The sequence below is a fragment of the Flavobacterium sp. LPB0248 genome (assembly GCF_013388355.1).
Classification (GTDB): Bacteria; Bacteroidota; Bacteroidia; order Flavobacteriales; family Flavobacteriaceae; genus Flavobacterium.
In genome coordinates this window covers 3,425,074-3,451,096 of sequence record NZ_CP058246.1, presented here as the reverse complement: position 1 = coordinate 3,451,096, position 26,023 = coordinate 3,425,074, and the positions used below count along the sequence as shown (strand labels likewise).

Here is a 26,023-nt window from a genome sequence, read left to right as displayed (position 1 = left end):
TTTTAAATAACTATTTTTTGCAATTTTTTATTAAAAATTGATATATCGAAATCCTTTACACTTGACAAAGCGTTACAAGAAAAAGTTTTATAAAGATCAGGAGAATTACACAAAAAAGTGACTTTTTCAGCAATTTCTTGAGCACATTTTATGGAAACATGCAATCCATTATAACCATCTTTAACAAGTTCACTTTGACCACCAATATTAGTCGTAATTACCGGCACACCACTTGAAAAAGCCTCAATAATTACCATCCCAAATGATTCTTCAATTATGGAAGGAAAACATAAAATATGTACAAACTGCGAAAGCTCACCAACCACATCATCACAAAATCCTTTAAAAAATACTTTATTACAAGCAGACTCTATAAGATTCTTTTTTTCAGGTCCTTCACCAAATATCCAATATTCAACATCTACATTCGTATTTAAGTATTGATAACTTTCAATAAAATAATTAATTCCTTTAACATCAATTAAAGTTGAAAAAGTTGCTACAATAACTTTCTTTTGAAAAACTTTAGGAAAATTTGATCTTATAATTAAATCAATTGGATTAGAAATCAAAACTACATTTTTCAAACCAATATTTCTTTTAACTATATCCGATACGGCTATAACATATTTAGCCTTTTTCAAAGTTTTTAAATAAAAAAATCTAACAATTCGTTTTTTTTCTACTAAATGGGCATGATATACAAAATTATATTTCCACAAAACATTAAGAAAATAAGCATAAATTAATACTTTCTTAGTTGTAGCAAATAAAATAACTTCTGTACTCTTATCAAGAGTATTCTTTATTTTTATTATATTTAGAAAAATAAAGAACGGAAAAATACAGGCTTCAATAATTTTCAGAAAAACACCGTATTTACCTGATTTAACTTTGCTAAAATTCGATAACTGATAAGATTTGGACACATATTGAGACGCTTCAATATTAAACCTTGAGTCTAATGAAGTATCAAACAATGTTATAAAATACTTTGTTGACAACTCCTTCAATACGATCAAGCTAATTCTCTGACCACCTCCAAATTGTGATTTTGATGAATCTTCAAGAAATACTATTTCTTTTTTCATTTTTAAATTCGTTATTGTAATAAAAAAGGAAACAGATAATATTTGTAAAAAAATAAACATTAATCACAGCGTAATGCAATATCATAAAAAATATCACAACTACAAGCAGAATATTTATCTTATCGATTTTTTTTATTATTGATAAAGCAAAAAAACATATATAAAAAATAAAAAAAACAACACCTATCTGCACTGCAAACCTGATTAAAAAACTTTCTCCCGTAAATCCATAACTTAGAAAATCGTAAGTATTAATAAAACCAATTCCAAATAACTTTGAAAACAATGGTAATTGTACAAATGTAGCCAGTTCTATAGACATTGCGCTGGCACTGCCATGGCCTGATTGACTAAAAGACCATATCCCCACTCCACCAAAAACAAACAAGAATAAAGATATCGTTAAAAACCAAAATTGCTTTAAAGACATTCTAACTTTCAAAAAATCAATTTTAATTATATAGACAATAAAAATAGAAGCAATCAAAGCTGTCTTTGCTCCAGACAATATACAGGAAACAATGAACAAAACATACCAAAAATTGGTATAAACTTTTTTATCAAAGTCTTTAGAATAAACGTACTCAACTATAATTGCGAGTGGAAAAACGAATGCAGATTTTTGAGGTTGTAACCATAGCCCAAAAGGTCTTATAAAAGGAATTCCAAATTCTCCTTGAGGCAAAAAATAATCAGAAGTGTCTACATCATTAAAAAAACCATAAATAGCATTTCCCAATAATGAGTTTTTTATGCCACCTGGATCAATCAAATTTATATATATAACTTCATATAAGTTAAATAAAATACAAAATCTGCATAGCAATAAAATTAAATAAAATATTTTTTTATAGTCAGGATCAATAAAATAAAAAGGTAACATCATAAATGGGATAAATAAAAATCTATAAGATTCTTTAACTAAACCATCTAATTCATTTTTTGGCAATAAACTTCCATAGAAGAAAATTATTAGTGAAAAAAAAGAAAGCATTAGAGCCGAAAAAAAATGTTTATGAATAGCTTTTGCTTTGCCCTTAATAACGCCTCTAATAACAACAAAAAAAACAAAAATCTCAGTTATTAAAAACGTTGGAAACAAATAATAATTAATAATAGATGAAAAAAAAAACAACAAAACAAAAAGTTTCATCACTCTTGTATCTTTATAATCTTCATGCATAATTTAACATCTAATAAAATTTACTATTATCATTTTTAAAAGTCTTTACTTAATTACATTTTAAAATGTATAGTACTAAAAAACAATCCAACAAAGGATTTAAGCTTCAACTCTAATTGCTTTGATTTTATTGATTTTAAATATTCTTTATTTGCTTCTTTATACATGCCAAAACAATGGTATTTCCTTGCAGAACTAAAATAGAATCTAAAAAAGGCCTCTTTTTTATCTTCTTGCTTTAAATAACCGATATATTTATTCAATAAATTTTCTTCTTTTTGAATATGCTTAATAGAATAAGAAAGATTTCCACCACCAATCCAATATCCCCCTAAACTAATATTAATTAGTTTAAACTTATTGGTAACCAAACCTGTTCGTATCCAATAATCTGCATCTTCGATGGCTACTAATTCCTTATCCTCGCTCAGATAGCCAACTTGATCCACAATTGATTTTCTAATTACAACACTTGAATTTGAAATTCTATTACCTCTCAAAAGCACATCCCTAACTATATCTTCATCTAATTCCCTACCAATCATTTTACCATTTGGTTTATTATAGTCATAATATCTATCCAAATTATGATATAAAAAATCATAATTGTTTAAAAAAGGTAAGATGGATTCTAATTTATTTGAATACCACCAATCATCAGAGTCCAAAAAACATATCCAATCACCTTTTGCCTCAGCAATTCCTTTATTTCTTGAGACTGCAATTATACCATTATTCGCATTATTAATCAACCGAATGCGTGAATCTTCATAACTTTCCACTATTTCAATAGTTGTATCTTCTGAAAAATTATTTACAATAATTGCTTCCCAATTTTGATAAGATTGACTCAATAGGCTATCTAAACACTTTTTAATAAAATGGGCATGATTATACGTAGGAATAATAATTGAAAAAAAAGGAGATATATTATTCATTCTTTTGCTCTAAATAATCAAAAAGTTCATTAATTCCGTCTTCAAGCGACCATTTTGGTCTAAAACCTATACCTAGAATTTGAGAGTTGTCTAAGACATACTTAACTGTCATATCTGTATTCTTTCTTTCAGCAGCACTGATGGTCAATTCAATTCCATATCTATCTGCATAAACACTTTTTATTTTTTTTGCAAGTTCCATTATTGAAAATGTAGCTCCTGAGTTCAAGTTATATGTCACATATGGCATTGTAGTCTCTATTACTGCTTGCACCCCATTACAAACATCCCATCCGTGTATGAAATCACGCAACTGAGTACCATCCGATTGCAAAACAATTTCCTTTTTAGCAAAAGCCATACTGCACAAATCATTTACCACTAACCACCAGCAATTATTTTCGCTAAAAACAGGTGCTCCATAGCTATTTGAAAGCCTAATAATCCGACAATCAACAGTTGAACTTCTATTATAATATTCACAAATCACTTCTCCAATATGATGAGTTAAACCGTAAGCATTTTGAGTTACTAATCTGTAATCTTCTCTCACAATTTCATCTAGTAAAGAACCATAAACCTGGGCTGTAGAAAAATAAATAAACTTCTTTAACCCATGCTTAGAAAAAATATCCAACATAGACCAAACTGGAATAATGTTTACCGAGCCAACAAACGAAGGAATTCCATTTGATTGTTTATGGTCAAGCGAAACCAAATGTATAACTATATCGAAATTATTCTGAGCTAAGTCCTGTAAAAAAACTTCATCCCTAATGTCGCCAATTAACACATGTTCCATTTTTGAAATCCAATTTTCATCTTGAGGTAATTTGGAATGACAAAGCGCTGTCACTAAATATCCCTCACTAGCCAAATGTAAACAAAGACGTGCACCTATATAACCACTGCCACCCGTTACTAAAACTTTTTTTCCTACCATTGATAATTTATATCGGATAAGTTTTCTTTACGTTCAATTTCATTTGAATCATGCTCTAGATTGGCTAAATTCAATAATAAATTGTATTTCGAACCAACTCCATTAAATGACACCCACACTCCTGGAGGTATCGTAATCCTTTGATAGTTATTCTCTCCCAAGGTAATATCCATAAAATTACCATTTGTTGGACTACCCTCCCTATCATCATATATCACAAATCTTATTTCACCTACTGGTACGACAAAATTCAATGTCATTTCAAAGTGTTTTTTCCAAGGCTTGGTATCTTGATAATTAATTGTAGAAAAATATGCCTCGCCAAATCCTAAAAAACCTGGGTCAGTTTTTTTCATACCATGAAATACATCACCCTTAGGATGATGTATTCTTTTCAATGGGGTCAACAAAACCTGATCAACTGTTATCTTGTCCATGCAATATTTTCACGTTTAGCTAAATTTTCGTATCCTTTAATTTGAGAAACTGTATAGTTGAACATATTCTCTTTATTTTTATAAAACTCATAATACCAATCACTAGTATATTCTATTAATGTTTGATAATCAAGTGTTGGTTTCCATTGAAAATGAAATAACGCTTTATCGCAATTCAATTTCAACAAGCCAGCCTCATAAAATTTAATATTCCCTGTTACTCGATAAGCATCCTTTGAATTTTCAAAATGCCATCTAAGACTCATATCTTCTAATATTTCTTGAACTGTATGATTATATTCGGGTTTTGGTCCAAAATTAAAACTTTCTCCATTCAAACTATGATCCTTATATAAACGCTCTCCTAATTGTAAATATCCACTCAAGGGCTCCAAAACATGTTGCCAAGGACGAGTTGCTTTAGGACTTCTAATCTCTACTACTTTACCTTCACTCCATGAACGCATGCAATCTGGAATTATTCTATCCAATGCCCAATCACCACCACCGATTACATTTCCAGCTCGCGCTGAGGCAATTTGGACTAAACCATCTTCTTTTTTAAAGAATGAATGATAATACGACTTAAAAACTAATTCTGCTGCACCCTTACTACCACTATAAATATCTTTACCTCCTACAGCGTCCGTTTCTTTATATCCATAAATCCATTCTACATTATCATAACATTTATCACTTGTGATTATTATAGAAGTACATGGTTTTGGATATTTACGCAATACCTCAAGAACATTTGCTGTACCCATCACATTTATTGAAATTGTATCAATTGGTTCACTGTACGACAAAGAAACAATCGGCTGTGCTGCTAAATGAAACAAAAAATGTGGCTCCACATCATTAATGATTTGACTGATCGATTCTAAATCGCGAACATCCGCAAAATAGTGTGTCATTTTATTGGTTAGCCCCAATTCATCGAACATTGATGGATTCGTAGGTATTTCATTAGAAATTCCATAAACATCTGCGCCAAGTGAAATAAGCCAAGTGCATAACCAAGATCCTTTAAATCCGGTATTACCAGTAACCAAAACCTTTTTATCCCGATAGATATCTCCAAAAACTATTTTATTTTCCATTTTACCCAAGGTGCCTTCTTGTTATTATAAAGTTCATTTAATAAAGAATACTCTCTAGAAGTATCCATTGGTTGCCAAAATCCATCGTGTTCAAAAACTTTTAATTCTCTCAATTCTACAAGTTTTTTCATAGGTTCTTGCTCCAATACCAAATCTTCAGCATCACTAAGTAAATCTAAAAACTCTCTATTACAAACAAAATACCCACCGTTAATGCGACCACCACTTGCTTGAGGCTTTTCATTAAATCCAGTTATGGTAGTTCCATCTTCATCTATACCTAACTCACCAAATCTTCCTGGTGGTCTCACTCCTGTAAGAGTAACCATTTTTCCATGTGACTTATGAAATTTTACTAAAGCATCTATGTCAATATCACCAACTCCATCTCCATATGTCAACATAAAATGTGAATCTTCACCTATATATTTCTTTATCTTTTTAACCCTAGCTCCTGTCATCGATTTAAGTCCTGTTTCTGCTAGACTAATACGCCAACCATCTTCATCATGATTAGCTTCAGAAATAACTTGCTCTGATTTTTTGCCTAACTGAATTGTAACATCTGCACTTCGCAATTCATAATTAATAAAAAAATCTTTTATCACTTCACTTTTATAACCCATACATAAAACAAAATTTGTATATCCATAGTATGCATAAGTTTTCATTATATGCCAAATTATTGGCTTCCCACCTATTGGGATCATTGGCTTTGGTATATCTTCAGCTACATCTCGAATTCGAGTACCATATCCACCACAAAGTATCACTGTTTTCATATATTTATAGGAATTTTAATTTAAAATTTCAAAGAAAATTAATCGAATTAATTATAAGTATTTAAATAAACCATTTTAGACATTATTACTATTCATCAAATCCCTGTATGATTTTGCCATTTTATTAGCTGTAAAATAATTAACAAATCTTTCACGTCCTAATTTTCCTTGATCTATTCGTTTAGAATTGTCACGTAATAATTCTTTTACTTTTCCAGAAAAGCCATCAACATCTCCATAATCAAATAAAAAACCGCCTTCTCCATCCGCAATTACCTCTTTTAATCCTCCAGTATTAGTGCTAATAACTGCAATACTATGTTTCATTCCCTCAATAGCAGTTAATCCAAAGGATTCAAATTCCTTGGATGAAATAACTAATAAATCTGAATCTGCCAAAATGCTAGCTGCATCCTCTCGATAATCTAATAAAAAAATGTTTTTTGCGAGACCTAAAGAATTAATATAATTCTGTATGGATAGCCTTTCTTCTTTACTACCATAACCGCAACAAACTAAAAAAGCGTTATATTCAGTCTTAAAAACTTCTTGAAAAACATCAATTAAAAATTTGTGCCCTTTTCGTTTTTCAAATGTCGCCAATAGCAAACAAATCTTTGATTCTCGATCTAAACCTAATTCTTTCCTAATATTGACAGGCAAAACCAAACTTTTTTCACCTATACCATTGTAAATAAATTGAATATTCTTATTCTGTTTAATACTTTCTCGTTTTTTTAAGGAATCCATGCAGACTTTTGAAACGGTTACAAAAAAGCTAGTATATTTATTAACTAACGAATCAATAAAGTTTTCAAACATTTTTACGATTAACCTTGGTGGTTCAGCAAAATTATGGAAATTATGAATCGACTTTTTCTTCTTTTTTAATCCCCAAAAAATAGTAGCCGCTCTACAAGACCATCCACCAGGATATCCACCATTAATTATCATCAATTCATCATAATAATCAACATTAAAGACCTTGTCTAATTTTATAATATAATATATAAAAAAGAAATATCTTAAAATAAAAAAAAACGGTTTAAATAGAAACTTAAATCTAGCATTAAACTTAGATTCTACATCATTAAACATTAACAACTTATGCCTTTTATAAAAAACATTAGGCCTTACAATTTTTTTTTCAATTATGCTATTACCAGGATGTGAAAAATTACAAATAATAGTAATTTTATCAGAGTTATTTGGCCAATGGTTAATTAGATTTATAATGAATGTATCAAGTCCTCCTATATAATAGTTTTCTGTAAAAAAACAAATATTCATATTGTCAAAATAAAAAATTTAAGTATGATAACTATAGTTCCACGTATCAAAATTATTTACAGATGTAAAATATTAAGAAAGCTTTTCCATTCTAACTAACCTTTACTGCTTTAATTATTTTTCTCAAAATTTCTCTCCATGTAATAGAAACAAAATATTGAATAATAAAAGTTAGAACCAACAAAATTCCTGACACCATTACCACTTCAATAAAATTAATTTTTGACTTAACAACAGGTAAAAAATCTTTAGCCACCATAGTAGTAAGAATTAAAAAAAATAAAGGAATCACCATTGGTAAAAAAATTATTTTAAATGATTCAATTAAAGTTAAGCTCAAATAATCTACCATCATTTTATACAAAATACAGGCAGAAACCACAAAAGCTACTAGTTTAAAAACTGCAAAAGAATTAACACCAAAAAAATTAAATGTAAAAACAATTCCTCCCCAATAAATAAAAGGCAGTAACGTATTTACTAAATACAACGCCTTTTGATGTTCTTTGGCAACTAACATAAAATTTGTTGGATAAGTAATAAAAGCAAAAATATTACAGAAAACTAAAACTTGAACTACAGATATGGAGTCAGAATAGTCTACACCTACCCATGTGAGCACAAATGGTCTTGCCATCATTGCTATAGTAATTATAGGGAAAACTATGACAGGAGCTAAAATTGCAACTATTTGCAAATAGAATAATCTTAAACTACTCTCGTCTCCCATTCCAATAAAATGATTAAATCTCACATTGAAGGGAGAAAATAGTATCCCAAATATATTTCTGAAAAACGATAGCAAAGTTAAGCCAATAGCAAAAATTGCAACTTGTTGAGCTCCTAAAAATTTACCAATGACTATCGTATCAAGTTCATAATATAAAATCCAAGAAATAATAGCAAATAAACTCGTATATGCCAGTCCCTTTGTTTTATTAAATACTTCTCTATTAAATCGAATACATTTAATGAGGAATCTAAAATCATAATCATATCGCTTTTTTGCAATAAACAAAGCACAAATTGCAGATAGAAAGTTTATTATTTGAGTAAATAAAAAATAACCAACAATATCATATTTACCAATCTTAAAAAACCATAAAATAGAGGATATCTTTATGATACTCCCAATAATATTAATACGTTGTACAATAAAATCTTCCATCCTGATTCCAAAAATCATTTGCAATAAACGTTGCAAAATAGTTGTTGGAGTAAAAGCCGCTAGAGTTAAGACTAATGATGATGCAATATTCCCCTTTTCAATGCTATCAATTCCTTTCACAATAAGGTTCGGATGAAAGCTTAAAATAAAAAATGTTATACCAAAAAAAAGTAGAAAACACAATAAAACAAAATTAGTAAATCCTATTATTTTAACCTCCTCCTCCCTATTACCTTGGGCATAACTTTCTGCTGCAAACTTTTGTCCTGCCCCAACAAATCCTAAATCAGCATAAGAAAGAAAAATTGAAAATGATATACATATTGTATATATACCATAAATTTCCGGATCAGAAGTAAGATATGGTATTACTATAAACATTGAAAGAAAATTTAAAATTAGAGAGACGATCTGCCAAAGATAAATTTTTAGATAATTTTTTGTATAAGATTTTTGCATTATAGCGAAAGTAGAGTTTTAATAAATATATCCGATGTTAATTGACTTTCACTCTCTTTTGATGTCAAAAACTTATACTTATAATTATTATAAATTTCAAGGTTCACATTTAAATTTAACTCTTTGTTATCTTCAAAATTATTCAGGTCAACAACCTCTGTATTTAAGTAATTAGCAAGGAAATTAGTTAAATCATAAAGAAAAGGCATTGCTCTTTTTATTTCTAAACTATTTAAAAAAATAATTGGTTTTTTAAACAAAATAGGAAAACTAATTGCAGTACTATGATGTGTCATAACAAATTCTGCATCTTTTACTAATTCACAAGTTTTATTAAAAACTATTTTTCTACCGAAAAAAGGATTACTAGTAATATAATCTACAGCTTTGGGGTGTGCTGCAATAACGACAGTTACTCTATACTTTAATTCAATATAATCAAAATAGTTATTCAATTCAAAGTAATATTGTTTAGGATTTACATTTTCTAATCCACAAATTGCAATATCAGGATGAGATGCTAAATATTGATCAATAAAAAGACAATATTTGCCTTCAATAAGAAGCTCAGAATTATCTATAGTTTGATATTTGTCATAGTCAAAATAATTAATCTCCCTAATTTTCCCAAATCCTAAATCATAATCGCTCCCATATCCAATTGTCAAACCACCAGAAGAGCCAGCCCTAAAAATATAATCGTATGGCTTTACTAAATTAACTTTCTTCATTAGTAATGCAATTCTATTTTCTATTACTACTAATAATTTTCGAAAATTAAAGGATAAAATAATTTTACTCAGTTTCCTACTTTTAGCCGTTTCAGGAAGAGGATGCATACCGCGTGCAAAAAATGCTTTTTTACAATTAAGTGAAGAAAGATCCAAAAATAATTTTATTGCTCTAAATTCATAAGTAATGTTAGTAACAAAAAATGTAGATCCTAAGACTTGAATCGATAATTGTTTCTTAAATTCTTTTGAAGATTTAATATAGATAATATTCTTAAAATCAAAATCAGAATTAAATACAACCTCTGGAAAATACCATTTAGAAACATCCCAATACTCAACATCAATTCCATTTTCGATACATTTGTCAATATAATAGTCGGAATAATACTTTGAAGTAATTGGTTGATAATTTATATATATTACTTTATTAATCATTCATTCCCAATTGATTTAATAATTCTTGCTGGATTTCCAGCCACAACAACTCCTGCAGACACATCTTTTGTAACCACTGAACCTGCACCAACAACTGAATTCTCACCAATAGTAACTCCAGGCAATATTATTACATTTGCACCTATCCAACATCCTTTTTTTAATATTACTTTACGAGCTTCCGTATGCCCTTGATCAATTATTGGCAAATCCAGTTTGATAAAACGATGATTTTCAACATATATATGTACACCACACCCCACTAATACATCATCTTCAATTACAATTGAATCTTTTAATGTATCAGTTTCGCCATGTAACATTGTTCCTGGACGAATAACAACTCTTCGCCCAATTGAGATTTGAGAACAGCCAATAGCATATGCTCCTGGTCTAAAATCAGCATCATCAGCAAAATGACCAAACTTTTTTTTACAAAGTTTAATCATTTTGCTTTTAAAAAATAGCCTCCAATATGTACCTAAAATATCAGGTCCAATTCGATCAGTATTCTTCCAAAATTTTATTTTATTTCTTACTTCAGAAATCATCTATTTTTTAATCATCTAATCCAGTATTTGCAACATTGTGCCTCAATTTCCAATTACCATCTTGATCTTTACCCCATAAGTGAGGAGATCTAAATTTATCAACTAATTCATGAAAATAATTAGGGTCCATATCCAGATAAGTCATTACATCATTAAAATAACGATCAGGAAATTCTCCATCAAAACGACTAACTAATGCTACACCTTCTTCTCTAGTTAAATGCTTATTTCTTATTTCTTGTGATGCATCATAAGACGCTCTTCCTATTCCAAATTTAATAAAGGTAGTATAAAAATGTAAGTCATCAATTTTATCATCAATACCACTATATTTACTATAAGTACCTTGCGTTCTATGAGGTCTCGCTTTAAAACCAGTGTTTTCAACTGCATAATAGTATACTTCTTGAGGTGTCCATTTTAAATAATAGCCAAGATAATGTACTTCTATATTTGCTTTTTCAAGATCTTCTACTTTTGGAGGAAGGTACGCCATTAGATCACTTAATCTTACATCATATTTTTCCATTAACTCTTTTATAGAGACTCCAGCAAGATAAATTTCATCTAGATTATCAAAACTATAATATGATTTATCCCTCAAAGAGCTCATGTTATCAGCCAAAGGATTACCATATTCTGCTTCATTTTCACCATAAAAAATCAAGTTAATTCCATGCTTGGCAGCAATTTTAGGTGCTAAATTTTTTTGCCCCAAAATAAAGGTTTGAAATGGGTGCATTAAATTCTCAATAGATAATTTAGTCAATAATTTCATTACTTTACCATTACGATAAAATGAAATATTATCAAAACCACTATCTAACCAATTTCTCCAATTTTGCAAACCATAATCGGTGTAAAGAATCGGAGGCCAAGTAACCGTAAGTGGATTCATCCCATATTTATATTTAAGCACATGGGCTTGATAAGCACTATCTTTTCCACCGCTTCCAGGCACTAAGCAGTCATAAGAACCATCGTTTTTTCTATGCTTATCAAGTAACTTTACAAGCTCCTCTTCTCGCATTCCCCAATCAATATTATCTTTAATTTCTGCCGTTCTGCAAGCATCGCAAACACCTTCTTCATCAAAGTTCATTGTAGTTTTTTTACTATCTGCGGTATGCTTAAATTCTATTGCAGAAGCAGGTCTCTGATTAGACATTATACATTTTGTACAAAACTTTACTTCATTAGGTAGGCCATAAAAAGCCTCAAATTTTTTCTCTGACATTATAATAAGTTGTTAATTAAAGCCCAATTTTTATAGATTGTAATTCCTTTTTCAGCACTTTTTTCAGGATGGAACTGTGTCGAAAATATATTATTAGATGATACTGCTGAACAAAATTCTATGCCATCGTAATTAGTCTTTGTTATTACGCAAGATTCATTAGAAGGCTTAACATAATAAGAATGAATAAAATAAACAAACTCATTACTTTCTAAATCTTTAAGCGGAGTATTTTCCCAAGTTATAGTATCAGTTTTGTAAATTTTGTTCCAAGCAATATGTGGAACTTTAATTTTTCTATCCTCATACTGTTCTGGAAATCTTTTAATCACACCAGGCAGCAAATCCAGACCGTTACCTGCTCCAAATTCTTCACTTTCTGTGAACAATAACTGCTGTCCTAAACAGATGCCAAAAATTGGTTTTTTTTCGTTTATCACTTTTTCTTTAATAGCTTCGACTAAACCTAAATTATTAAGATTTGTCATTGCTTCATTAAAAGCTCCTACACCTGGCAATATTAAAGCATCAGCGTTTAAAACATCATTCTTATCCGAACTTAAAATCGCGTTCATGCCAACTGCATCACAAGCTTGTTTAACACTAAATAAATTACCTAATTGATAATCAATAATTACCACTTTTTTATTTATCTGATCCATTATATTCTACATTCTATTTGATTAGTAGTAAGTTCTTTTTTAACGTCAAATATACTGCATGGCTCAAAAGTGTGGAAACTTCTCTTTTGTTTCAAAAACTCTATATTGCCTTCGTCATCTGAAGCTTTAGATTCGTTATTTTTGATAAAATCGTAATGAAATAATGAAGATATCATAGCCGCGTCAGCATGGCCTTCTTTTAATCCTTTCACCACATCCTGCTTATTTCCAGGACCACCATGAGCTATCACAGGGATACTCACTAAACTACTAACTTTAGAAATAAGTTCCATATCATATCCCTGACCTGTTCCTTCTCTGTCAACCGAAGTAATTACAATTTCACCTGCGCCTAACTCATCAATTTTTTGAGCCCATTCAAAAACATCAACTCCTGTATATTCCCTTCCGTTATCAGTATAAGCTAAATATTTCCCGTTCCCTTCTTTTATTGCCTCGATAGCTACGACAATTGTCGAAGATCCAAACATTCTCGATGAATCCTTAATTAACTGTGGATTTTTTATAACCGCAGTATTTAAACATACTTTATCTGCTCCAACTCTTAGAACTTCTTTAATGTCTGAAATTGTTCTTAAGCCTCCACCAACTGTAATTGGTATAAAAATCTTCTTAGCTGTTTCCGATATTATGTCATGCAAACTATTTCGTTCATATAAGGATGCAACTACATCCATAAACATTAATTCATCAGCTCCTTGCTCATAATAATATTTTGCAAAATCAGCTGGTTTTCCTAAAACTCTCAATCCTTCTAAATGAATCCCCTTTACCAAATTTGGCCCCTTTATATCTAATCTTGGGATTATCCTAACTGTCTTCATATCTTAATTATACTTTAAAAAACGTCCTTAAATAGATGTCCAACCTCCATCAACAATTAAATTTTGTCCTGTGATATATTGCGAATCGTCTGAAAGCAGAAAAGCAACTGTTGGTGCAATATCTTCTGGCGTCCCCAATCTTCGCATTGGCACTTTCTTGCAATAATTATTTACAAAAATCTCATTCTGATTATCAAAAATTCCGCCAGGCGAAACTGTATTTACTCTAACTTGCTGCGGACCAAAATAAGAAGCTACATATCTCGTGAAATTTACAAGTGCTCCCTTTATTGCTGAATATGCGGCAGGCATTGTCATTGCTGTTCCTTCATAAACATTGAAATCAGCACCAACAACTCCATAAATAGAAGCCATATTGATGATACTTCCCTTTTTTTGGGTTGCCATTTGGGAGGCAACTTTTTGCGTTAAATAGAAATAACTATTTAATTGCCAATCAATATTTTGTTTCCATGATTCAAAAATAATATCTTCAAATTTATTTCCCCAGTCTTTTGTTCTTGGGTAGGCATTATTTACAAGTCCGTCAATCCTATTATACTTTTTTATAACTATTTCCAATGCTTTATCAATGGACACAGAATCAGTTATATCACAATATACATTGGATAAATCTTCATTTGTTGCATGATTAATTTCAAAATTAATACAAAACGCTCCTTCAGAAATCAGTCGTTTTATAATCGCTTTTCCCAAAAGTCCATTCCCTCCGGTAATTATAATTATTTTGTTTTCTAATCTGTTATTCATCTTTAAGGATAATCTTTAATATTTCTATAGACTCTTTAAAAGAGTTCATTGGAAGTATATTATTTCTCAAACAACTTATAAAATAATCTAATTGAAAACCATAAGTATCTTTAACCTCAAAAGCAGGAGCCTTAAAAACTATATTATTCTCATCGTCTAAAATTTGATTATTTATTAAATCTAATTCTAAAATTTCATTATCAAAAACAACTTCGATAAGTCTTTTAGATTTTTTTCTATAGTAGTTTAATATAATATTTGCTGTAAATGTTTCATACTCTAACACATAATTTGCATAGTCAATTGCATCAATATTTAAGCTAGAAACACATCTTAATGTTGATTTGCTTTTATTGGGAATTCCAAATAACCAACCAGTATAATCTAGTTCATGAAATAAATCTAAATGAACACCTCCTCCCATGGATGCATTAGCACTATACACCTTTCTAAAATCTACATTAGGTCTCCAATCTGGTAAATTTGAGCCACAATATACATTTACTTCATTAATTTTTAAATATTCATTAGTTAATTTATTTTTCAAATACTCGATACAAGGATGAAATCTCAAATTGCAAGCGACATAAGTAATAAGTTGTTTACTCTCAATTAACTCTATTAACTTATCAACATCTTTTAATGTATGTACTGCAGGTTTTTCAATAAGTAAAGGAATATTTAATTTGGCTAATTTTTCAATAAATTCAAAATGCAAATGAGTTGGATTTGAGATAATAGCAAAGTCAAAAGAAACTTCTAAATTTTCAAGATCATAAATATTTTCAATTCCTTTTTCAATTTGTGAATTTAAATTTGATCTTAATGCATAAATATTAATATCCTCTATATTCAAACTTTGTAAAGCATTAATATGTTTTCTAGCAATTGAACCTAAACCTATAATCAATACTTTCATAGTTCAAAATCAAGTTTATTATTTTGAAGTAGATATTCCATAAATAGAAAATCAACTGGATGATCTAAGTCAAAACATATATGATTCATCTCATAAATTAAGGATTTGTCTGTAATTGCGCTTTTTAGTCCTTTGTCAAAAAAAGATCTCCTATACCAATAAAATGATGCATTTAACTCATATACTTTTGGAGCAGATTGACGTGTCATAATACTTCCATCAGGATTAGTTTTAACTAGCGAATAAAACCCTTCGGTATTTTTTTCAACCATATTAAAATATGGACTTCTAGCAGCTGGGTTTACAGAAAATAAGTTTAATGCTTCCGTATTTTCAAGAATAATATGTAATGCATTTTCAATATCTTCTAAAGTTCGTAAAGGCGAAGTTACATCCAGATCTAAAATAAAATCATATTTATCATCTGCGATTGATTCTTCATAAAGCAACAAATCTCTTATAGTATCTATTTTTCCTGCAGCATCTGTTGCTAAGTAGTCTGGTCGAGAGTAACTAGTCTTTAAACCAAAGGACTCCGCTTTTTCTTTTATGGCTTGATCATCTGTTGATAAAGCTACTTTTATATCAAATTTTTCTTTTAGTTTTTTTGTTAAATCAATCGAATATCCAATCAATGACTTCCCGTTTATTTCTTTTATATTTTTGCCTGGTATCCCTTTAGACCCACCTCTAGCACAAATAGTTATTAATATTTTCATTTTAAAATTTTATGTTGTGGATATCTATATGGGCTTTTTCAAAATCTTCGTGTTTTCCAACATCTAACCAATAACCAGAAAAAGGAAATGAAATAACTTTTAGATTTTTGCTAATTAATTCTTCCATCAGGTCAGTTGCATTAAAAAATGTTTCTTTTGGAATGAAATCTAACATTTTCTTTTTAATCAAATATATTCCACCATTAGAATAATAGGTATAAGTTGGTTTCTCTTTAAAGCTTTTTACTTCTCCTTTATTTGTCTCCAAAACGGCATAGGGAATATTAACTTGATATGGAATAGTTAAAACAGCTAGATCAGCATCTTGTCTCATAAATTCAAGAAAAAATTGCTCATAATCTATATTGGTTAATAGATCAGAATTAGTAACAAGAATATAGTCATGCTCAAAATTTTTAATTTGAGATACAGCACCAATGGTTCCTAAGGGCTCATTTTCCCAAACATATTCAATTTTTACATTTTTATTTTCACCTTTTCCAAAATGTTGCTCAATTTGTTCACCAAGATATTTTACAGAAACCCAAAAATCATCAATTCCAAACAAGGCTAATCGATCTAAATTATGCTCCATTATAGGTTTATTACCAACTTTTAAAAGCGGTTTAGGCACAGTATCAGTTAATGGTTGCAGTCTTTGTCCTCTTCCCCCAGCCATAATAACTGCATCAATAGGTAAATATGATCTTATTTTTCTAAAATTGATAACATTTACAACTTTATGATTTTCATCAACAACTGGTACAATTCTAAAATCACCTTCACGATATTCTATGACTTTTTTAAGATTATTTTCTCCCTTGACAATATATCTAGGGTTATCCTGAATTATCTCATCAACATCACATTCTATTGTGAATCCTTTAAGTAAACCTCTTCTTACATCTCCATCTGTTAATGCCCCAATCAATTTATCTTGATTATCAACAACAAAAAGTATTGCATCTTGCGATAATTCATTGAACTGGAGTAAAGCTTGTTTTATTTTACTTCCTGAAAGAATTAAGTGGTCGGTATAAATTCTCATGAGAATTGCTTAATAATTTTAATTATACTATCCGCTGCATTTATTTTAAAGTAAATATTTTCGCCTGTATAAACATTTGATTCAATTGCTTTTCTAAAAGAAGAAACGATTACCTTTTCTTCAAATTTACAATTAATAATATTATCGCTTTGTGCACGGCCTTTTTGTCTATCTCCAACATTGACAACATATTTTCCAAATGAAGCGGCCTCTAAGATTCCACTGGAAGTATTTCCTAATAAAATTGAAGCGTAATACATTGCTGAAAAATAATTTATCTTTCCAAAATTTTCAATTAGTAAAATTCTATTGGGAATCTCTACTTTTAACTTTTCAATAGCCTCTCTGTAAATTGATCCTTGCGTATCAGCATTTGGCATTGTAATAACAACAAATTTATTTTCTGATATTTTTCTTAATGCATTTTTCATTTCCTCCGCATATTGAAAATTATCTTGCGAAGACATCGTTTCTGGATGAAAAGTTACTAGAATGTAATCCTCCTCAGATATTCCAAACTTCTCAAAAAAAGTTTGCTTTTCTAATGGTACAAAACTTTTAATATCATTTAAACTCAAAGATCCCGTTGTGAAAACATTTTTTGAGGAATCTATAAGATTAGAGACTTTTTCTGAAAAAATATCAGCCGCTGCAAAATGAAGAGTTGAAGCTAAGGAAATTTGATGACGATATATATTATCAATCGCTCCTAATGTTGTTTCACCTCCGTGGAGATGCGCAAAATTAACTCCAAAAGGAATTCCTGCCTGAACTGCGGCACTCATTTCGAAACGATCTCCCAAACAAAAGACTAAATCATATTTATGAGCTCGCCAAAATTCTGCAAATTTTAAAACGGTCAAACCATAGGATGAAGCAATAGATTCTTCACTGTCATTTGAAATCAGAGATGATATTGTATGAATACAATTATAGCCATCCTTCTCTATATCTTTTAGTGTAAAACCATGACTTCTGGATAAATGTGTGCCAAAAGCAATAATTTCCAGCTCAAAAAATTGATCTTCTTTAATTTTATTGAGTAGAGGAAGATATATTCCATAATCTGCACGTGAACTTGTTAAAACACCTATTTTCATTGAATATCAGAAAATGAAAGTTTATCAAATTCAATCTTATCTTGAATTAGTTTCTTTCCAATAATTTTTTCCCATTCCATTGGTGAAATTCCATCGCCTGGACGCAATGATATAAGATCATTATCGGTTAAAATATGTCCTTTTTTCAAATTCTTATTTAAATGAATGCTTTTTCTTGCAATAGCTATATTTTTTGTTTCGCTTTCACTTGGCACTTTCTCCCCGTCTCCGCTTGTAGCCAATTCGATATTACGAATTGCTAGAACCATGTCTTTCAATTCATGCGGTTCTAATGACGCAACATGATCTGGTCCTGGCAAAGTCTTATCTAAAGTAAAATGTTTTTCTATAATTTGAGCTCCTAAAGCAACGGCAGCCACAGGAACTTCAATACCGAGTGTATGATCTGAATACCCTACTTGAGTTTGAAATTTTTCTTTAATAGAAAGCATCGCTTTAAGATTAACATCCTTCATCGGAGTTGGATATTCTGTATTACAATGCAAAATTGAAACCATTTCTTTCGCCAGTCCAAATTTAACTAATACTTCCAAAGCATTTTCAATATCTTTTTCAGAACACATTCCCGTAGACATAATAACCGGCTTTTTGCAAAGAGCCACAGCTTTTAGGTATGGATAATTGGTTATTTCTCCACTTGGAATTTTAAAAAATGTAAGGCCTAAATCATTTAAATATTTTACTCCTTCAACATCAAATGCTGTAGAAAAAAAATTAATGTTTCTTTCTGAACAATAAGACATTAATTCCAAATGATCTTCATGGCTTAACTCCAAATTTTTCAACATCGTATACTGAGAATCATCACCATCATTAATATTTACAGTTTGATAAGTTGCTTTTTTTGCCGATTTACTTACCAAATTATCAGCTTTAAAAGTTTGAAATTTAACATAATCAACTCCAGCTTCTACAGCGGCATCTATTAATTTCTTTGCTATTTGGATATCACCATTATGATTGACTCCTGCTTCAGCTATAATAATTACTTTGCTCATTTTTAAATTATTCTTCCTGGATTACCTACAACCTTTTTCCCATCAGGAATATCAGAAATAATAACAGATCCTGCTCCTATCATTACATCTTTTCCAACATTAACACCTTGTTTCACAACAGAATTTGCTCCCACAAAACTTCTTTCTCCAATTGTAACATTTCCTGCTAAGACTGCCCCTGGTGCAATATGTGCCGCATCTTGTAAAATACATTCATGTTCAATAATACATCCAGTATTCAAAATTACATTTTTTCCAATTCTCGCAAGAGCATTTACAGTTACATTTTTATTAATAAAAGTCCCAGATTCAATTGAAACATTTTTAGAAATAACTGCAGTTTTATCTATAATAGTTTGAACTACTTTTCCTTTTTCTTCAATCAAATTTGAAACACTTTGCCTTAGTTTGTTATCACCAATACCAAGTGCAAAGGGAATGTCTTTAAGCCATCCTACAAAATCTATTTCTTTCTCGAATCCTAAATAAGTTAGGCCATATGGATCTAAACTTGCTTTTTGTTTATCTGAATATCCAACAATGCAATAACCATTAGCCAAAATTGCATCAGCAACAACATATGCATGTCCTGAATATCCCACAAGAATAATTTCCTTATCTGACACTACTAGGTATATTTACAATTCTTTCTTCTAAAAACTCTGCATTAATTTGTTTATCTCTTTGACAGTTACAATACATTGGTAAACGATACATTAGCTGCCAAATAGGTCGTGTCATTACATTATTATCGTTTGTTGCCTTCAAAAACAAATCACGATCTCTCTTATTTTCAAGTTCTACACACATTAGCCAATAGTTAGCCTTTGTATCTGGGGTTTCAGTTCTAAATTTCACACTATTAGATGCAAAAAAAGATTCATACTCCTTTGCCAATTGCCTTTTGTTCTCAAGAAAATCCCCTAACTGCTCCAATTGCGCACATGCCAAAGCTGCATTTAGATTAGGCATTCTAAAATTGTATCCCATTTCATCGTGAACATATTCATAAGGATGTGGAATCTTAGCTGTAGTAGTCAAATATTTACCCTTTTCTCCTAATTTAGGATCATTTGTAACGATTGCACCACCTCCGCCACACGTTACTATTTTATTTCCATTGAACGAAAATGCACTAACTTTTCCGAAGCTACCTGTTGATTTCCCCTTATATTGACTACCTAAAGATTCCGCTGCATCTTCTAATACAGGAATTTTCCACTTATCACAAATATCAATTAATTCATCTAAATGTACAGGAAAACCAAACGTATGCATAGGCAAACAAGCACTTATCTTTTTTCCTGTTTTTTTATTATAACAGCCATCCTCTCGTAAATCTCCAAATTCTTCCAAGAAAAGAGCAACAGATTTTGGCGATAACCCCATTGTATCTAAATCAACATCTAGAAAAACAGGAGTTGCATTTTGATATGCAATTGCATTGGCTGTAGCCACAAAAGTTAAAGCTTGTGTTAAAACTTCATCACCTGCCTTCACACCAATTAAACGCAAAGCGATCTGAATGGCTGCTGTACCATTTACAACTGCGACTGCTCTTTTGGTATTAGTAATATCTTGCATCATTACTTCAAATTGATCTACATAAGCCCCAACTGAAGAAACGAAAGTTGAATCTATGGTTTCTAATAAATATTTCTTTTCATTACCATCAAAGCGAGGCACATGAAGAGGTATAAAATTTTCTGTTTTGTACTGTTCCTTTATAAAAGAAATTGTAGCGTTAATAGCATTATTCATAATTACATTTTTGAATCTAAATACTTTCCAGTTTCCTTATGACCAAAATTAGGAATCATTGTATGAAATAAATCAACTATTTCTTCCTTTTTCCATGCTTTATTAAATTTCATATTCGCTATTTTTTCTGAAAAATTCTCCAGTTTATCTTGTTCGAAAATAGCATCATTCTTTATAACGCCCAAGTTATCAAAACGTTGCATATCAAGTATTTCATTCTCTGTAAAAAACTCTTCAAAATCTTTTTCGCCAGTAGTATCACTAGCAGTAAAGAGACATGGCCATTTTTTCTCTTTGATTAATGCTTCCGAATTATTTCTAGCTTCCTCTTCACAAGCGCAAGGATAAGCTTCATAACCTAAATCTGCTAAATATTTTACTGCAATATCTGCGAATGTTATTAAATGCAAGTTTTCACTCAATTTAGGAAAGAATACATCTCTATTTTCTCCAAAAATACAAGACATTAAACATAACTCTCCAGATTCTTTTGGTGTAACAAAATATCTTTTGATATCATTCGGAGCTACAATTGGTTGTTTTTTAATAATTCTTTGATTAAAACCGTGTAATAAAGATCCATCTGAAAAAGCAACATTTGCAAAACGAGCAGTCGAAATTTTAATCTGTTCGCTCTTACGCATCAAATACATTTCCATGATTCTTTTTGAAGCCCCCATCATATTTACTGGATTAGCGGCCTTATCGGTAGATACGCAAAAATATTTTTTCGTGCCATTTTCTATCGACTGCTGTAATGTTTTTTCAGTATTAAAAACATTCACATCAATCATTCGCATTAAAGTAAAAGGATCTTTTTCACTTCGAACATGCTTTAACGCTGAGAGATTTAAAACGTAATCATATTGACCATCAGATTTAATAAAGGCATCATATTCAATTGATCCAATATCTAAAGCAAAAGTTTGAAAATCACCATCAATATAACCAAAAGAACTTCTAATATCTCTTACAAGCTCCACCATATTATTCTCACTAATATCAACCACATGTAATTTAGCTGGATTTCTTTTAAATATTTCTCTAGTTACAGCTTGACCTATTGAACCAGCACCACCAATAACTAAGAATGAAGAAGCTTTAATTATTTTTTTCAGTTCACTTTCATATTTTAAAATATCATTGCCAAATATTTCTTCTTTTCTCCCAATTAAATCTAAAATGTTCATTTATAATTAATTTACTTTAAATCTTATAATTTTATTTCATAATTGAATTAAACAACAATCTAGCCGCTAAAACAATTATAACTATAAAACCTCCTAAAAAACCTCCTAAAATTAATCCTTTTAATTTGCCAAAACGCTCTTTAGGCAAAGGTAAAATTGGTCTATCTATAACCTGAATTAGAGGGGTTTCTTTTCTTAATGTCACTTTTGCTAATTCACTTTGTTTAACCAATTCCGTAAGTATCGCTGTATTTGCCTGGACATCAACCTGTCTTTTAACAGACGGAGCACGACGAACATTTAGAGCAGGGTTTAAATTAAATGCATTGTCATTTGCTACAGCTACGCCAGTAATTGCACCGTTTAGCTCCCTTCTAATAGAGTCGACTTGACGTTGTAAAATAGCCATGTTTAATCTAGCTTTTTTACTTTTAGTTTCAACATAAAACATGCCAACCTGTTTAGCTAAAGCTTCACAAAAATATTTTGAAAATAATTCATTTGTTGATGTAACATCAATGCTTATTATACCATTTTTTTTATCTTTTTGTCCAACAGACAAACTCAATTTCGATAAATCTTTATAAATTTCTCCTAATATACTATCTTGTACTCTTGTAAAGGCTTTACGATTAGATTGAGGTAAAAATTCTATTTTAGCTAATTTTGCATTTCCTAACCATTTTTCTCTCCATTTGTTATTTTGTATATACATTTCTGCTAAGGAAACTTGGTTTCCATCTTCGTATACAGGAGATAATAAAGTTTTTTCAACCATTGACCTTGATTTAAATAGCCCCGGTAAATTTGAACCAGTAAAAATTCCTCCCCCGCCACTTCCTAAATCTAATCCAAATGAACTAGCTAATCCTAAAGCTCCTCCTAAACCACCTCCTCCTTCTTTCTCGTCTTCCAAAACAAATGATAATGATGCGGTATAGATAGGTTTTTTAATAAAAGAATACGTTAGACCTAAAGCCGATCCAATTACTCCTGCTAATAAAATTATTTTCCATTGTGCTAAAAAATAAAAACACAATTCTTTTAGTTTTATAATAAGTTCCTTTAACGAAATTTCGCCAGTATCAACACTTTTATTGTCCATTAAAAATTATTTAAAAGCCGTTACTATTAATAATGCTAAACTAGAAATTACGCTACCAATTCCAACCCATTCTCCTGCAGTCATTTTTTTCTTTTCTGGCTTCTCAGGCACAACAATTTGTGAGTCTGGTTCAACTTTAGGATAAGATCTAAAAAACAAAAATGAAGTTGTTACTGCTGCTTTTCCATTAGGATAGATTATATATGCTTTCCTTTTCCATCCTTTATTATCAACCCCTCCTACAGAGTTAATATAGTATTTAAATCCTTTTCCACTTCTATAAGGTATCTCAGATGTTAACAACACATTACCTGTAACTTTTACTCCTTCATTATAAACTGCAACTTCAATTTCATCACCAGGAAATAATGTAACATTCGAATAGTGATTTTTATCTTTTACAATTTTCTCCCAATTAACAGGAATAGTTGTGTATTTTAATTCGTCTCTTAATTTCTTTGATAATTTAGATTTGAGTGTATCTTTAGTTTTAAGATTTGATTCCTCTAAAGTTCCTTCCTTTTTCTCCAAAGTTTCTTTTTTCTCCAAGTTAAGATTAATACTTTCCAATTGCTCTATTTGCTCTTCTTTGATCGGCCTTTTAATTTTCATCCCATCTAAATTAGCTATAGAGGTTAATCCTCCTGCTCTCATCACAACATTATAAACTCTTTCTTTTTTATTAGCTAAAACATATTTCCCCGGATAAGTCACGGCTCCACTAACTTTAACCATTTCTGGTTTCTCATAAACCGCCATTCGACGAACATTAATGACATCAAAAGGTTTTAAAACGAAATTTTTAATTTGTTCATTATTATCAGCTGTTATCTCTAATTCGACTAATTCAATGCGTTTAGGATCTGCATCATCAATAGCATCAGATTTAATCATTCTAGCAATCTCGACTCTTTTTGAGGCTGAACCTGTTAATCCACCTACCTGAACCACTAAATCGTTTAATGTTAAATTTTCGAAATACTCATATTCTCCAGGATTTTTTACCTCGCCGTCAATAGTTACTTTGTACTCTTCTCTAAAATCTAAAATAGAATAAACTGTAACCACATCTTCTCTTTTTAATTCAATATCTGCATTCAGATCTCCTGACAAGGCAGAACCCAAATCAACATTAACAATTTCTGTTGTCAAATCAGTTTTTAAACGAATAATTCTTGCTCGTTTACTATAAGCATCTTCTTTCAATCCCTCTGCTCTTGTAATAAGATCAGAAATTCTCATTCCTTCTGTAAAAGAATAATAATCTGGTCTGAAAACAGCTCCTTCAATTTTAATACGATTTTCAAATCTATTTAAAATCTTTGTAACTTTAAAAACATCTCCTGATTGTGGCTGATAATTATTATATTCACTCTCATTAATATCATGTACTTTAAATTCTTTCCCTGTCTTTTGTAGTACATTTACTGAAGCTGTGTAAGCAAATTCGTTAAATCCTGACGCGAAATTTAATAAATCTGAGAACCTCTCACCTTTTTTCATTTCAAAAATACCAGGACGCTTAACTTCTCCTTCAATGGTAACTCTTTGACTATAAGAAGGAATTCTAATTACATCATTTTCCTTTAAAGTAACATTATCAGATTGATCTCCTTTAACTAAGAATCTATAGACATCAATATTTTTATAAACTTTATTATTTCTAATTAATTCAATATTTCTATAACTTCCATTTTTTCCAGGTCCACCAGCTAAATGTAGTGCATTGTAAACAGTTGCCAAAGAAGAAATTGAATAATTGCCTGGTTGTTTACCTCCGACAATTGTTACTTTTATAGTACGTATTTTTCCTAAACTAATGCTTACCTGAGATTGTCCAGAACGGACTGTACTGTAAACTCTCGAAATTGCAGCTTTTATTTTTTGTGTTGCTGCCTCAATAGACATTCCTGAAACAGAAATTTGTCCTACGTAATCGATAGTAACTTTCCCTTCAACGCTTACTGGTATATTGGCATTATATTCTTGAACACCATAAACACTTACTTGTAGTTCATCCCCAGGCCCAAGAACATAGTTCATAGGAGTTGCCAAATTCAAATCAGGCTCAAAATTTAAAGTAGGATTATCAAATAACTCTGAACCAAAAATCAAAGCATTTACTGAGTCTTTTACTTTATCATTATTAATTTTATCCTGTTTTCTTCCGAACTCTGAATCCTTTCCTTTCGTATTTACTTTACTATCTTTATTTTTATCTTTAACATTTTTCTTTTCATAGCCATTAAGCTTGACCTTAAGTTTATTAAACTCCGTTTGACTCATTCCTTTTGAAAGTGCCATTGATTCAACTTGATCAATAGTCGTATTATTACTTTTTAATTGCGCACTAATTTTTGCCAAATCATCATCCGACAAGTAGTCTACTTTTACTGTGCTTAGATCTTTAGATTTCATTATATCTTGTGCAGTTGCATTAAATGTCGTTAATGCTAAAAATAGAGTAAGAACGTATATTATTTTTTTCATATTTATGGGAAAAATTATCTTAATATATTTATTATATCTTTCT

25 protein-coding genes are annotated in these 26,023 nt (G+C 30.3%); all 25 read right to left on the bottom strand.

Annotated features, from left to right (window positions below):
- Positions 1-2: 2 nt before the first annotated feature.
- The 25 genes from LPB248_RS14575 to LPB248_RS14455 all read right to left on the bottom strand — a co-directional run bounded on the left by LPB248_RS14575 (position 3) and on the right by LPB248_RS14455 (position 25,980).
- Entirely contained in the window at positions 3-1,091 is a 1,089-nt protein-coding gene (locus LPB248_RS14575) for a glycosyltransferase family 4 protein (protein ID WP_177212066.1), read from the bottom strand.
- The gene (locus LPB248_RS14570; RefSeq protein ID WP_177212065.1) at positions 1,066-2,274 is read right to left on the bottom strand and encodes a hypothetical protein; all 1,209 of its coding nucleotides are present in this window, start codon (positions 2,272-2,274) and stop codon (positions 1,066-1,068) included. Before LPB248_RS14570 ends, LPB248_RS14575 begins: the two co-directional genes overlap by 26 nt.
- 53 nt (positions 2,275-2,327) lie before the next feature.
- Positions 2,328-3,212, bottom strand: a complete 885-nt coding sequence (locus tag LPB248_RS14565; RefSeq protein ID WP_177212064.1) for a glycosyltransferase family 2 protein — start codon at positions 3,210-3,212, stop codon at positions 2,328-2,330.
- Entirely contained in the window at positions 3,205-4,155 is a 951-nt protein-coding gene (locus LPB248_RS14560) for an NAD-dependent epimerase/dehydratase family protein (protein ID WP_177212063.1), read from the bottom strand. Before LPB248_RS14560 ends, LPB248_RS14565 begins: the two co-directional genes overlap by 8 nt.
- Positions 4,149-4,592, bottom strand: coding sequence for a dTDP-4-dehydrorhamnose 3,5-epimerase family protein (locus LPB248_RS14555; protein ID WP_177212062.1), 444 nt, complete (start codon positions 4,590-4,592; stop codon positions 4,149-4,151). Before LPB248_RS14555 ends, LPB248_RS14560 begins: the two co-directional genes overlap by 7 nt.
- Positions 4,580-5,695: a CDP-glucose 4,6-dehydratase gene (rfbG, locus tag LPB248_RS14550; protein WP_177212061.1), complete on the bottom strand. Its 1,116-nt coding sequence runs from the start codon at positions 5,693-5,695 to the stop codon at positions 4,580-4,582. Before rfbG ends, LPB248_RS14555 begins: the two co-directional genes overlap by 13 nt.
- Positions 5,680-6,477, bottom strand: coding sequence for a glucose-1-phosphate cytidylyltransferase (rfbF, locus tag LPB248_RS14545; RefSeq protein WP_177212060.1), 798 nt, complete (start codon positions 6,475-6,477; stop codon positions 5,680-5,682). The genes rfbG and rfbF overlap by 16 nt, the downstream gene beginning before the upstream one ends.
- A 75-nt stretch (positions 6,478-6,552) precedes the next feature.
- Entirely contained in the window at positions 6,553-7,767 is a 1,215-nt protein-coding gene (locus tag LPB248_RS14540) for a glycosyltransferase family 4 protein (RefSeq protein ID WP_218279830.1), read from the bottom strand.
- A gap of 91 nt (positions 7,768-7,858) precedes the next feature.
- Positions 7,859-9,316 carry a polysaccharide biosynthesis protein gene (locus LPB248_RS14535; RefSeq protein WP_177212058.1) on the bottom strand — a complete coding sequence of 486 codons (1,458 nt, stop codon included), beginning with the start codon at positions 9,314-9,316 and terminating at the stop codon, positions 7,859-7,861.
- Between the two features lie 77 nt (positions 9,317-9,393).
- The gene (locus LPB248_RS14530) at positions 9,394-10,563 is read right to left on the bottom strand and encodes a hypothetical protein (protein ID WP_177212057.1); all 1,170 of its coding nucleotides are present in this window, start codon (positions 10,561-10,563) and stop codon (positions 9,394-9,396) included.
- On the bottom strand, positions 10,560-11,114 hold the full coding sequence (locus LPB248_RS17130) for an acyltransferase (protein WP_177212056.1): 555 nt from the start codon (positions 11,112-11,114) through the stop codon (positions 10,560-10,562). Before LPB248_RS17130 ends, LPB248_RS14530 begins: the two co-directional genes overlap by 4 nt.
- Before the next feature lie 7 nt (positions 11,115-11,121).
- On the bottom strand, positions 11,122-12,351 hold the full coding sequence (locus LPB248_RS14520; protein ID WP_177212055.1) for an N-acetyl sugar amidotransferase: 1,230 nt from the start codon (positions 12,349-12,351) through the stop codon (positions 11,122-11,124).
- Positions 12,351-13,013 carry an imidazole glycerol phosphate synthase subunit HisH gene (hisH, locus tag LPB248_RS14515; protein ID WP_177212054.1) on the bottom strand — a complete coding sequence of 221 codons (663 nt, stop codon included), beginning with the start codon at positions 13,011-13,013 and terminating at the stop codon, positions 12,351-12,353. Before hisH ends, LPB248_RS14520 begins: the two co-directional genes overlap by 1 nt.
- Positions 13,013-13,858, bottom strand: coding sequence for an imidazole glycerol phosphate synthase subunit HisF (gene hisF, locus LPB248_RS14510; RefSeq protein ID WP_177212053.1), 846 nt, complete (start codon positions 13,856-13,858; stop codon positions 13,013-13,015). Before hisF ends, hisH begins: the two co-directional genes overlap by 1 nt.
- Positions 13,859-13,885: 27 nt before the next feature.
- A complete protein-coding gene (locus LPB248_RS14505) occupies positions 13,886-14,629 on the bottom strand; it encodes an oxidoreductase (RefSeq protein ID WP_177212052.1) in 744 nt (247 codons plus the stop codon).
- The gene (locus LPB248_RS14500) at positions 14,622-15,548 is read right to left on the bottom strand and encodes a Gfo/Idh/MocA family protein (RefSeq protein WP_177212051.1); all 927 of its coding nucleotides are present in this window, start codon (positions 15,546-15,548) and stop codon (positions 14,622-14,624) included. Before LPB248_RS14500 ends, LPB248_RS14505 begins: the two co-directional genes overlap by 8 nt.
- Positions 15,545-16,267, bottom strand: a complete 723-nt coding sequence (locus tag LPB248_RS14495; RefSeq protein ID WP_177212050.1) for a cytidylyltransferase domain-containing protein — start codon at positions 16,265-16,267, stop codon at positions 15,545-15,547. Before LPB248_RS14495 ends, LPB248_RS14500 begins: the two co-directional genes overlap by 4 nt.
- A gap of 1 nt (position 16,268) precedes the next feature.
- Positions 16,269-17,315 (bottom strand): nucleotidyltransferase family protein, encoded by a 1,047-nt coding sequence (locus LPB248_RS14490; RefSeq protein WP_177212049.1) that lies wholly within the window; start codon positions 17,313-17,315, stop codon positions 16,269-16,271.
- The gene (neuC, locus tag LPB248_RS14485) at positions 17,312-18,415 is read right to left on the bottom strand and encodes a UDP-N-acetylglucosamine 2-epimerase (RefSeq protein WP_177212048.1); all 1,104 of its coding nucleotides are present in this window, start codon (positions 18,413-18,415) and stop codon (positions 17,312-17,314) included. The genes LPB248_RS14490 and neuC overlap by 4 nt, the downstream gene beginning before the upstream one ends.
- A complete protein-coding gene (gene neuB, locus LPB248_RS14480; protein WP_177212047.1) occupies positions 18,412-19,434 on the bottom strand; it encodes an N-acetylneuraminate synthase in 1,023 nt (340 codons plus the stop codon). The genes neuC and neuB overlap by 4 nt, the downstream gene beginning before the upstream one ends.
- Before the next feature lie 2 nt (positions 19,435-19,436).
- Entirely contained in the window at positions 19,437-20,060 is a 624-nt protein-coding gene (locus LPB248_RS14475; protein WP_218279829.1) for an acetyltransferase, read from the bottom strand.
- Positions 20,050-21,195 (bottom strand): LegC family aminotransferase, encoded by a 1,146-nt coding sequence (locus tag LPB248_RS14470; RefSeq protein ID WP_177212046.1) that lies wholly within the window; start codon positions 21,193-21,195, stop codon positions 20,050-20,052. The genes LPB248_RS14475 and LPB248_RS14470 overlap by 11 nt, the downstream gene beginning before the upstream one ends.
- A gap of 2 nt (positions 21,196-21,197) precedes the next feature.
- Positions 21,198-22,385 (bottom strand): UDP-N-acetylglucosamine 4,6-dehydratase, encoded by a 1,188-nt coding sequence (locus LPB248_RS14465; protein WP_177212045.1) that lies wholly within the window; start codon positions 22,383-22,385, stop codon positions 21,198-21,200.
- A gap of 31 nt (positions 22,386-22,416) precedes the next feature.
- On the bottom strand, positions 22,417-23,490 hold the full coding sequence (locus LPB248_RS14460) for a Wzz/FepE/Etk N-terminal domain-containing protein (RefSeq protein ID WP_177212044.1): 1,074 nt from the start codon (positions 23,488-23,490) through the stop codon (positions 22,417-22,419).
- A gap of 6 nt (positions 23,491-23,496) precedes the next feature.
- Complete coding sequence (locus LPB248_RS14455) at positions 23,497-25,980, bottom strand: SLBB domain-containing protein (RefSeq protein ID WP_177212043.1); 2,484 nt, start codon at positions 25,978-25,980, stop codon at positions 23,497-23,499.
- Between the last annotated feature and the right edge of the window lie 43 nt (positions 25,981-26,023).

Excerpts from the sequence above, each read along its gene's own strand:
- LPB248_RS14460 (WP_177212044.1), bottom strand. The coding sequence starts at position 23,490 with ATGGACAATAAAAGTGTTGATACTGGCGAAATTTCGTTAAAGGAACTT.
- neuB (WP_177212047.1), bottom strand. The coding sequence starts at position 19,434 with ATGAGCAAAGTAATTATTATAGCTGAAGCAGGAGTCAATCATAATGGT.
- hisH (WP_177212054.1), bottom strand. The coding sequence starts at position 13,013 with ATGGATCAGATAAATAAAAAAGTGGTAATTATTGATTATCAATTAGGT.
- LPB248_RS14520 (WP_177212055.1), bottom strand. The coding sequence starts at position 12,351 with ATGTCAGAGAAAAAATTTGAGGCTTTTTATGGCCTACCTAATGAAGTA.
- LPB248_RS14555 (WP_177212062.1), bottom strand. The coding sequence starts at position 4,592 with ATGGACAAGATAACAGTTGATCAGGTTTTGTTGACCCCATTGAAAAGA.
- LPB248_RS14570 (WP_177212065.1), bottom strand. The coding sequence starts at position 2,274 with ATGCATGAAGATTATAAAGATACAAGAGTGATGAAACTTTTTGTTTTG.
- LPB248_RS14490 (WP_177212049.1), bottom strand. The coding sequence starts at position 17,315 with ATGAGAATTTATACCGACCACTTAATTCTTTCAGGAAGTAAAATAAAA.
- LPB248_RS14535 (WP_177212058.1), bottom strand. The coding sequence starts at position 9,316 with ATGTTTATAGTAATACCATATCTTACTTCTGATCCGGAAATTTATGGT.
- LPB248_RS14575 (WP_177212066.1), bottom strand. The coding sequence starts at position 1,091 with ATGAAAAAAGAAATAGTATTTCTTGAAGATTCATCAAAATCACAATTT.
- hisF (WP_177212053.1), bottom strand. The coding sequence starts at position 13,858 with ATGAAGACAGTTAGGATAATCCCAAGATTAGATATAAAGGGGCCAAAT.
- rfbG (WP_177212061.1), bottom strand. The coding sequence starts at position 5,695 with ATGGAAAATAAAATAGTTTTTGGAGATATCTATCGGGATAAAAAGGTT.
- LPB248_RS14470 (WP_177212046.1), bottom strand. The coding sequence starts at position 21,195 with ATGAATAATGCTATTAACGCTACAATTTCTTTTATAAAGGAACAGTAC.
- neuC (WP_177212048.1), bottom strand. The coding sequence starts at position 18,415 with ATGAAAATAGGTGTTTTAACAAGTTCACGTGCAGATTATGGAATATAT.
- LPB248_RS14465 (WP_177212045.1), bottom strand. The coding sequence starts at position 22,385 with ATGAACATTTTAGATTTAATTGGGAGAAAAGAAGAAATATTTGGCAAT.
- LPB248_RS14505 (WP_177212052.1), bottom strand. The coding sequence starts at position 14,629 with ATGAATAACAGATTAGAAAACAAAATAATTATAATTACCGGAGGGAAT.
- LPB248_RS14455 (WP_177212043.1), bottom strand. The coding sequence starts at position 25,980 with ATGAAAAAAATAATATACGTTCTTACTCTATTTTTAGCATTAACGACA.
- LPB248_RS14530 (WP_177212057.1), bottom strand. The coding sequence starts at position 10,563 with ATGATTAATAAAGTAATATATATAAATTATCAACCAATTACTTCAAAG.
- LPB248_RS14500 (WP_177212051.1), bottom strand. The coding sequence starts at position 15,548 with ATGAAAGTATTGATTATAGGTTTAGGTTCAATTGCTAGAAAACATATT.
- LPB248_RS14495 (WP_177212050.1), bottom strand. The coding sequence starts at position 16,267 with ATGAAAATATTAATAACTATTTGTGCTAGAGGTGGGTCTAAAGGGATA.
- LPB248_RS14560 (WP_177212063.1), bottom strand. The coding sequence starts at position 4,155 with ATGGTAGGAAAAAAAGTTTTAGTAACGGGTGGCAGTGGTTATATAGGT.
- LPB248_RS14565 (WP_177212064.1), bottom strand. The coding sequence starts at position 3,212 with ATGAATAATATATCTCCTTTTTTTTCAATTATTATTCCTACGTATAAT.
- LPB248_RS17130 (WP_177212056.1), bottom strand. The coding sequence starts at position 11,114 with ATGATTTCTGAAGTAAGAAATAAAATAAAATTTTGGAAGAATACTGAT.
- rfbF (WP_177212060.1), bottom strand. The coding sequence starts at position 6,477 with ATGAAAACAGTGATACTTTGTGGTGGATATGGTACTCGAATTCGAGAT.
- LPB248_RS14540 (WP_218279830.1), bottom strand. The coding sequence starts at position 7,767 with ATGAATATTTGTTTTTTTACAGAAAACTATTATATAGGAGGACTTGAT.